Origin of the sequence: Micromonospora sp. MH33 (genome assembly GCF_003013775.1) — a bacterium.
GTDB classification, from domain to species: Bacteria; Actinomycetota; Actinomycetes; order Mycobacteriales; family Micromonosporaceae; genus Micromonospora; species Micromonospora fulviviridis.
Genome location: NZ_MUYZ01000349.1, coordinates 1 through 6,516, shown reverse-complemented (window position 1 = coordinate 6,516; position 6,516 = coordinate 1). Strand labels below are relative to the sequence as shown.

The following is a 6,516-nucleotide window of genomic DNA, read 5'->3' as shown; positions in this document are numbered from 1 at the left end:
CTCCGGGCCCGGCTCGATGCCCAGCTCGGCGGCGAGCCGGGCGCGGATCCCGGCGAACCGGTCCAGGGCGGCCGCCCGCCGGCCGGTGCGGGCCAGCACGGTGAGGTGCCGCGCCTGCACCGCCTCGTGCAGCGGCTCGGCGGCGGCGAGGTGCTCCGCGGTGGCCAGCACCTCGGCCGGCCGGTCCAGTTCGAGGCCGAGGGTGACCAGGTCGAGGCAGGCGCTGACCCACTCGCGGCGCAGCGCGGCGACCGCCTCCTCCCCGGGCAGCAGGGCCCGCAGGTCGGTGAGGTCGGGGTCGGTCCAGATGTTGACGGCCGCGACCAGCAGCTCGAAGGCGGCCGACCGCCGGTCGCGGCGGACCAGCTCCCGGGCGGCCTCCGCGAGCCGGCGGAACCGGGTCAGGTCGACCTGGTCGGCGTAGAGCTGCAGCCGGTACGCCCGGGGCGACGAGGCGATGACGTTGGTCCGGCCGTGCCGGGGGGAGCCGGGTTCCAGCGCCCGCCGCAGCCGCGCCACGTAGGTGTGCAGGAGGTGGCTGCCGCTGGGTGGGGGGTTGTCGCCCCACAGCGCCAGGGCGAGCGTGCCGACGGGGATGTTCTCGCCCACCTGGAGGGCCAGCAGGGCGAGCAGGGCGCGCTGCTTCGACGGGCCGAGATCCACCGGGGCGGTGCCGTCGTGGACCTGGACCGTGCCGAGCACGGTGACCGACAGCTGACGTTTCACGGGACCGGTGATCCTTCCAGTCGCCTGTCTCCCCCGCAGCGTAGGCACTGCGGCGATCACTTTCCAGACATGGATCGTTGCGGGGCGTGAGCGTCCCACTATATGCGCTTCAAGAATGCTGCATACCGCTCGTGTCAGGCTGCTTCATGTTTGCCGCCCCCGGCGTGGAACTTGTGCCGGGCGCAGACCAAGGGGGAGCACATGACATCGACGCTCACACGGGACGGGGTGCACCAACCCGGCGGCTGGCGGAGCCGGCTGGCCCTCAGTCCGGACCTGGTGGACTTCGCCAACCGCGGCTTCCGGACCGACCGCCCCGAGACGAGAGCCGTCCTGGAACGCGCCGCCACCGCCTTCCTCGACGGCTACAACCGTGGCCTGGACACGCCGTACGGGCAGCCGACCACACTGGACGGAATCCCAGCCGAGCTGCGTGGATTCGCCGCCGAGGGGTGCGCCATGTCCGCCGTGCTGCTGGACCGGCTGTCCCCGCGCCGGCACGGCCGCTTCGCCGCCCAGTTGCGCGGGCACCCGCGCCACGACTATCTGCTGCACGTCGGCGCGGGCTGGGCGCTGGCCAAGCTGGACGCCGTCTCGGTCGGCGCGCTCGGGCGGCTCGGCCGCCTCGGGTCGGAGAATGGCCTGCTCCGCTGGCTGGCGTACGACGGCTATGGCTTTTTCAAGGTCTTTTTCGTCAAGGATCCGACCCTCGCCGCCTGGCGCCGGCACCGGAAGCCCTGCGATCCGACCTGCGCCATCCGCTACCAGGGGCTGGGCCGCTGCCTGTGGTTCCGCGACTGCGGCGACCCGGCCGCCCTGGCCGAGCGGATCACCGGCCTGCCGGCCTCGCACCGCGGCGACGTGTGGAGCGGCGTCGGCCTCGCCGCCACGTACGCCAACGGGGTCCCCCCGGACGACCACGCCCTGCTGCTCCGGCTCGCCGGCAACCACCGGCCGGCCCTCGCCCAGGGCGCCGCGTTCGCGGCGGAGGCCCGCCGGGCGGACGGCACGGCCGGCCCGGCGGTCGACGCCGCCGCCCGGATCCTGACCGGGGTGTCCGCGGACACCGCCGCAGAGTGGACCTGGCAGGCCCGGCACGGCCTGGACCGGGCCGGCGCCACCCCGGCCGACTACGGCGAGTGGCGCGCCCGCGTCCAGCGGCTCGCCGCCCGGCACGTCGCCGGCTGAACGGGCGTCCCCCGCCGATTCCGCCACCGCTGAACCTGCGACAAGGAGCCTCCATGCCCAGTCCCCATCGTGCCCGCAGGATCGTCGCACCGCTGCTGGCCGTCCTCATCACCACCACCCTCGGGCTGGCCTCCCGGCTGCCGGACGCGAGCGCCGCCGACCGCCGGGCGCTCGCCGGGCGGTTCGCCTTCGAGGTCGGCGACCTGAACGCCGATCCGGCCGGTGCCCGCACCCAGCGGACCGTGGAACCCGCCCTGGAACACCTGCGGGCGTGGATCTCCTCGGTGGGCGCCGGGGCGGCGCTGGCCGACCTCGACGGGGACGGCCTGCCCAACGACACCTGCCTCGTCGACCCCCGGGACGACTCGGTGAGCGTCACCCCGACCCCGGACCGGGCCGCCCGCTACGCCGCCTTCCCGCTGCGTCCCGCCGGGGTGCCGTACGACGCACGGATCACCGCGCCGATGGGCTGCGCGACCGCCGACCTCAACGAGGACGGCCGCCTCGACGTGCTGGTCTACTACTGGGGACGGGCACCGCTGGCCTGGCTGCAACGCGCCGACGTGCCGTTCGGGCCGGCCGCGTTCACCGCCGTCGACGTCACCGACCGCCCCACCGAGCTGTGGAACAGCACCACCGCCAACGTGCTCGACCTGGACGGCGACGGCCACCTGGACATCGTGGTCGGCAACTACTTCCCCGACGGGGCGCGGGTGCTCGACGCGGCCGCGAAGGACGACCCGCGGATGCGGATGCAGGACTCGATGTCCTGGGCCCGCAACGGCGGGCGCAACCGGATCCTGCGCTTCACCGGGCTGACCCCCGTCGCCGGCGGCCCGGCCCGCCCCGCGTACGCGGACGCCTCCACGGCGCTCACCGACGAGCAGGCCCGCTCCTGGACCCTGGCCATCGGCGGCCAGGACCTGGACGGCGACAACCTGCCCGAGGTGTACGTGGCCAACGACTTCGGCCGCGACTACCTGCTGCACAACGTTTCGCAGCCGGGCCGGATCCGGTTCGCCGAGCTGCCCGGGCGGCGCGACGCGGACATGCCGAAGTCCAAGGTGCTCGGCAACGACTCGTTCAAGAGCATGGGCGTCACCTTCACCGACCTCAACGCCGACCTGCGCCCGGACATCCTGGTCAGCAACATCACCACCCCGTACGCGCTCCAGGAGAGCAACTTCGCGTTCGTCAGCACCGACGCCGCCCCGCTCACCGACCACGCCCCCTACCGCGACGAGAGCCAGCGGCTGGGCCTGGCCCGCACCGGCTGGGCCTGGGACATCAAGGCGGCCGACTTCGACGGCGACGGCACCGACGAGATCGTCCAGGCGCTGGGCTTCCTGCGCGGCACGGTGAACCGCTGGGCCGAGCTCCAGGAGCTGGCCATGGGCAACGACGTGTTCCTCCAGTACCCGTACGCCTGGCCGAACTTCCGCGACGGCGACGACATCGCCGGGCACCAGCGCAACCCGTTCTTCGTCCGGGGCGACGACGGCCGGTACGTGGACGTCTCCGACCGGCTCACCTTCCGGCAGCACGCCACCACCCGCGGCCTGGCCGTGGGCGACGTCGACCACGACGGGCGGCTCGACCTGGTGGTGGCCAACCAGTGGGCCCGGTCGCAGTTCCTGCACAACACCGGCCCGGCCCGCGCCCACCTCGGCCTGCGACTGCTGCTCCCGGCCGCCGGCCCGGGCGCCCGGCCCCGGCCCGCGGTCGGCGCGACGGTCCAGGTGCGCAAGGCCGACGGCACCGCGCTGACCGCCCAGCTCTACCCCGCCAACGGTCACACCGGCGGCAACTCCCCCGACCTGCTCTTCGGGCTCGGCGACTCGTCCGGCCCGGTCACCGCCACGGTGACCTGGCGCGACGCCGCCGGCCAGCACGCCATGACCAGGTCCCTGAATCCCGGGTGGCACAGCCTCGTGCTCACCCCGACCGCGTAGCCGACCCGTCGAGCCACAGGAGGTCGACCGTGTCCGAACAGGCCACTCCCCGAACGGCGAACCGACCGGACCCACGGATCAAGGCGCTGCGCCGGTTCGCGCTGTCCATCACCGTCTTCAACATCATCGGGCACCTGCTGCTCGGCTTCGAGCAGGCGTACGTCACGCCGGTCGTGGCGGTGCTCACCGCGTACGCGGTGGACCTGCTGCTGGAGACCGTCGAGGCGCGCACCACCGGACGCCCCGAGCGCTACCGGGGCGGTCCGGTGGCGCTGCTGAACTTCCTGCTGCCCGCGCACATCGCCGGCCTGGCCTGCGCCATGCTGCTCTACGGCAACCAGAGCCTGGCGCCCACCATGTTCGCCGCCGCGGTCGCGGTGAGCAGCAAGTACGTCATCCGCCTGCGGGTCCGCGGCAGCCTGCGGCACGTGCTCAACCCGAGCAACTTCGGCATCAGCGTGACGCTGATCCTGTTCAGCTGGGTCAGCATCGCCCCGCCGTACCACTTCAGCGAGGACGTGGACGGGCCGGTCGACGTAGTGATCCCGCTGGTCATCCTGGCCGCCGGCACCATGCTCAACGGCAAGCTGACCCGGCGGCTGCCACTGATCCTGGGCTGGGCCGGCGGCTTCGTCCTCCAGGCGGTGCTGCGCTCGGTGTTCTTCGACGCTCACCTGGCCGCCGCGCTGCTGCCGATGACCGGGATCGCGTTCATCCTCTTCACCAACTACATGATCACCGACCCGGGCACGACGCCGGCCGCCCCACGCCGGCAGGTGGTGTTCGGCCTGGCCACGGCGGCCGTCTACGGGCTGCTGGTGCTCGCCCACATCACCTTCGGCCTGTTCTTCGCGCTGGTCATCGTCTGCGGGCTGCGCGCCCTGGTGATCCTCGGCGCCAACCTGCGCGACCGGGCCAACGGCATCCCCGCGCCGGGCGCGGACCGGCCCGCCGGGGCCCCGCCCGCCGACGCCGCCCCCGTCGACGTGGGCCAGTTGCCGGTGCCCGCCGCCCGCTGACCGCGCCTTTTTCGTACGAGCAAGGAGACCGTGATGGTCGACGACGACGTGGTGATCGTGGGCCTGGCCTGCCGCTACCCGGCGGCCGACAACCCGGCCCAGCTGTGGGAGAACGTCCTCAACCGGCGCCAGGCGTTCCGGCCGATGCCGGCCGGCCGGCTGCCGCTGGCCGAGTACGGCGGCGACGGCCCCGACCGGACCACGGTCCGCCGGGCCGCCGTGCTGGACGGGTGGCGCTTCGACCGGGCCCGCTTCCGGATCCCGGGCAGCACCTTCCGGGCCGTGGACCTGTCCCACTGGCTGGCGCTGGAGACCGCCGCGGACGCCCTGGTCGACGCCGGCCTGCCGGAGGGGTCCGGCACCGACCGGTCCCGGGTCGGCGTGGTCATCGGCAACTCGCTGACCGGCGAGTTCTCCCGGGCCGCCGCCATGCGGATCCGCTGGCCGTACGTGCGCCGGGCGGTCGCCGCCGGCCTGGTCGACGGCGGCCTGGAGACGGACGAGGTCGCGGCGCTGCTGGACCGGATCGAGGACCGGTTCAAAGCGCCGTTCCCGGTGCCCGGCGACGAGACCCTGGCGGGCGCGCTGGCCAACACCATCGCCGGCCGGATCTGCAACCAGTTCGACTTCCACGGCACCGGCTACACGGTGGACGGGGCCTGCGCCTCCTCCCTGCTCGCGGTGATCACCGCGGCGGAGGCGGTGGCCGCCGGCCAGCTCGACGTGGCGCTGGCCGGCGGGGTGGACCTCAGCCTCGACCCGCTGGAGCTGGTCGGCTTCTCCCGGGTCGGCGCGCTGGCCGGGGACGAGATGCGGGTGTACGACGCCCGCCCCACCGGCTTCCTGCCCGGCGAGGGCTGCGGCGTGGTGGTGCTGGCCCGGGCCGGGTACGCGCGGGAGCGGGGGCTGCGCCCGTACGGGCGGTTGCTCGGCTGGGCCTCCTCGTCGGACGGCAGCGGCGGGCTGACCCGACCGGAGGAGAGCGGGCAGCGGCTGGCGCTGCGCCGGGCGTACGACCGGGCCGGCATCGAGCCGGGCGCGGTCCGGCTCGTGGAGGGGCACGGCACCGGCACCGCCGTCGGCGACGAGGCGGAACTGCGCGCGCTGCTCGGCGTACGCGGGCCGGCCGCGTCCCCGGCGGTGCTGGGCAGCATCAAGGCGAACATCGGGCACACCAAGGCGGCGGCCGGGGTGGCCGGGCTGATCAAGGCGGTGCTGGCCGTGCACCGGGAGGTGCTGCCGCCGACCACCGGCTGCCGCCGGCCCCACCCGCTGCTCGCCGAGGGTGGCGCGCTGCGGGTCACCGACGAGGCCCGGCCCTGGCCGGCCGGCGAGCGGTACGCCTCGGTCAGCGCGATGGGCTTCGGCGGGATCAACACCCACGTGGTGCTCGGCGGCACGGCTCCGTCGGCGCCCCGGCCGCTCAGCGCGCACGTACGGCGGTTGAGCCGGCCGCACCCCGACCACGAGCTGGTGGTCTGCGGGGCTCCGGACGCGGCGGCGCTGACCGGGCTGCTCACCCGGGTCCGGGCGGCGGCGACCGCGCTGTCCCGCCCCGAGCTGACCGACCTGGCCGCCGGTCTCGCCGCCGCGCACCGCGGGGACGCCCCGGCCCGGTTCGCGGCCGCCGT

General features: G+C 74.7%; 5 protein-coding genes. 4 read left to right on the top strand and 1 reads right to left on the bottom strand.

The window, feature by feature from the left end; translation table 11 throughout:
* Positions 1 to 726: AfsR/SARP family transcriptional regulator (locus B0E53_RS31835; protein ID WP_146167840.1), on the bottom strand; the 726-nt coding region annotated here is incomplete at its 3' end.
* A 201-nt stretch (positions 727 to 927) separates the two neighbouring features.
* On the opposite strand from B0E53_RS31835, the gene B0E53_RS31830 reads away from it, so the two are divergent.
* From B0E53_RS31830 to B0E53_RS31815, 4 genes are all read left to right on the top strand, one after another.
* Positions 928 to 1,914, top strand: coding sequence for a DUF1702 family protein (locus B0E53_RS31830; protein WP_168215460.1), 987 nt, complete (start codon positions 928 to 930; stop codon positions 1,912 to 1,914).
* 53 nt (positions 1,915 to 1,967) lie between these two features.
* Positions 1,968 to 3,866: a CRTAC1 family protein gene (locus B0E53_RS31825; RefSeq protein WP_107079358.1), complete on the top strand. Its 1,899-nt coding sequence runs from the start codon at positions 1,968 to 1,970 to the stop codon at positions 3,864 to 3,866.
* A 29-nt stretch (positions 3,867 to 3,895) separates the two neighbouring features.
* Positions 3,896 to 4,885: an enediyne biosynthesis protein UnbU gene (locus tag B0E53_RS31820; RefSeq protein WP_107079357.1), complete on the top strand. Its 990-nt coding sequence runs from the start codon at positions 3,896 to 3,898 to the stop codon at positions 4,883 to 4,885.
* Positions 4,886 to 4,918: 33 nt separating this feature from the next.
* Positions 4,919 to 6,516: polyketide synthase (locus tag B0E53_RS31815; protein WP_146167839.1), on the top strand; the 1,598-nt coding region annotated here is incomplete at its 3' end.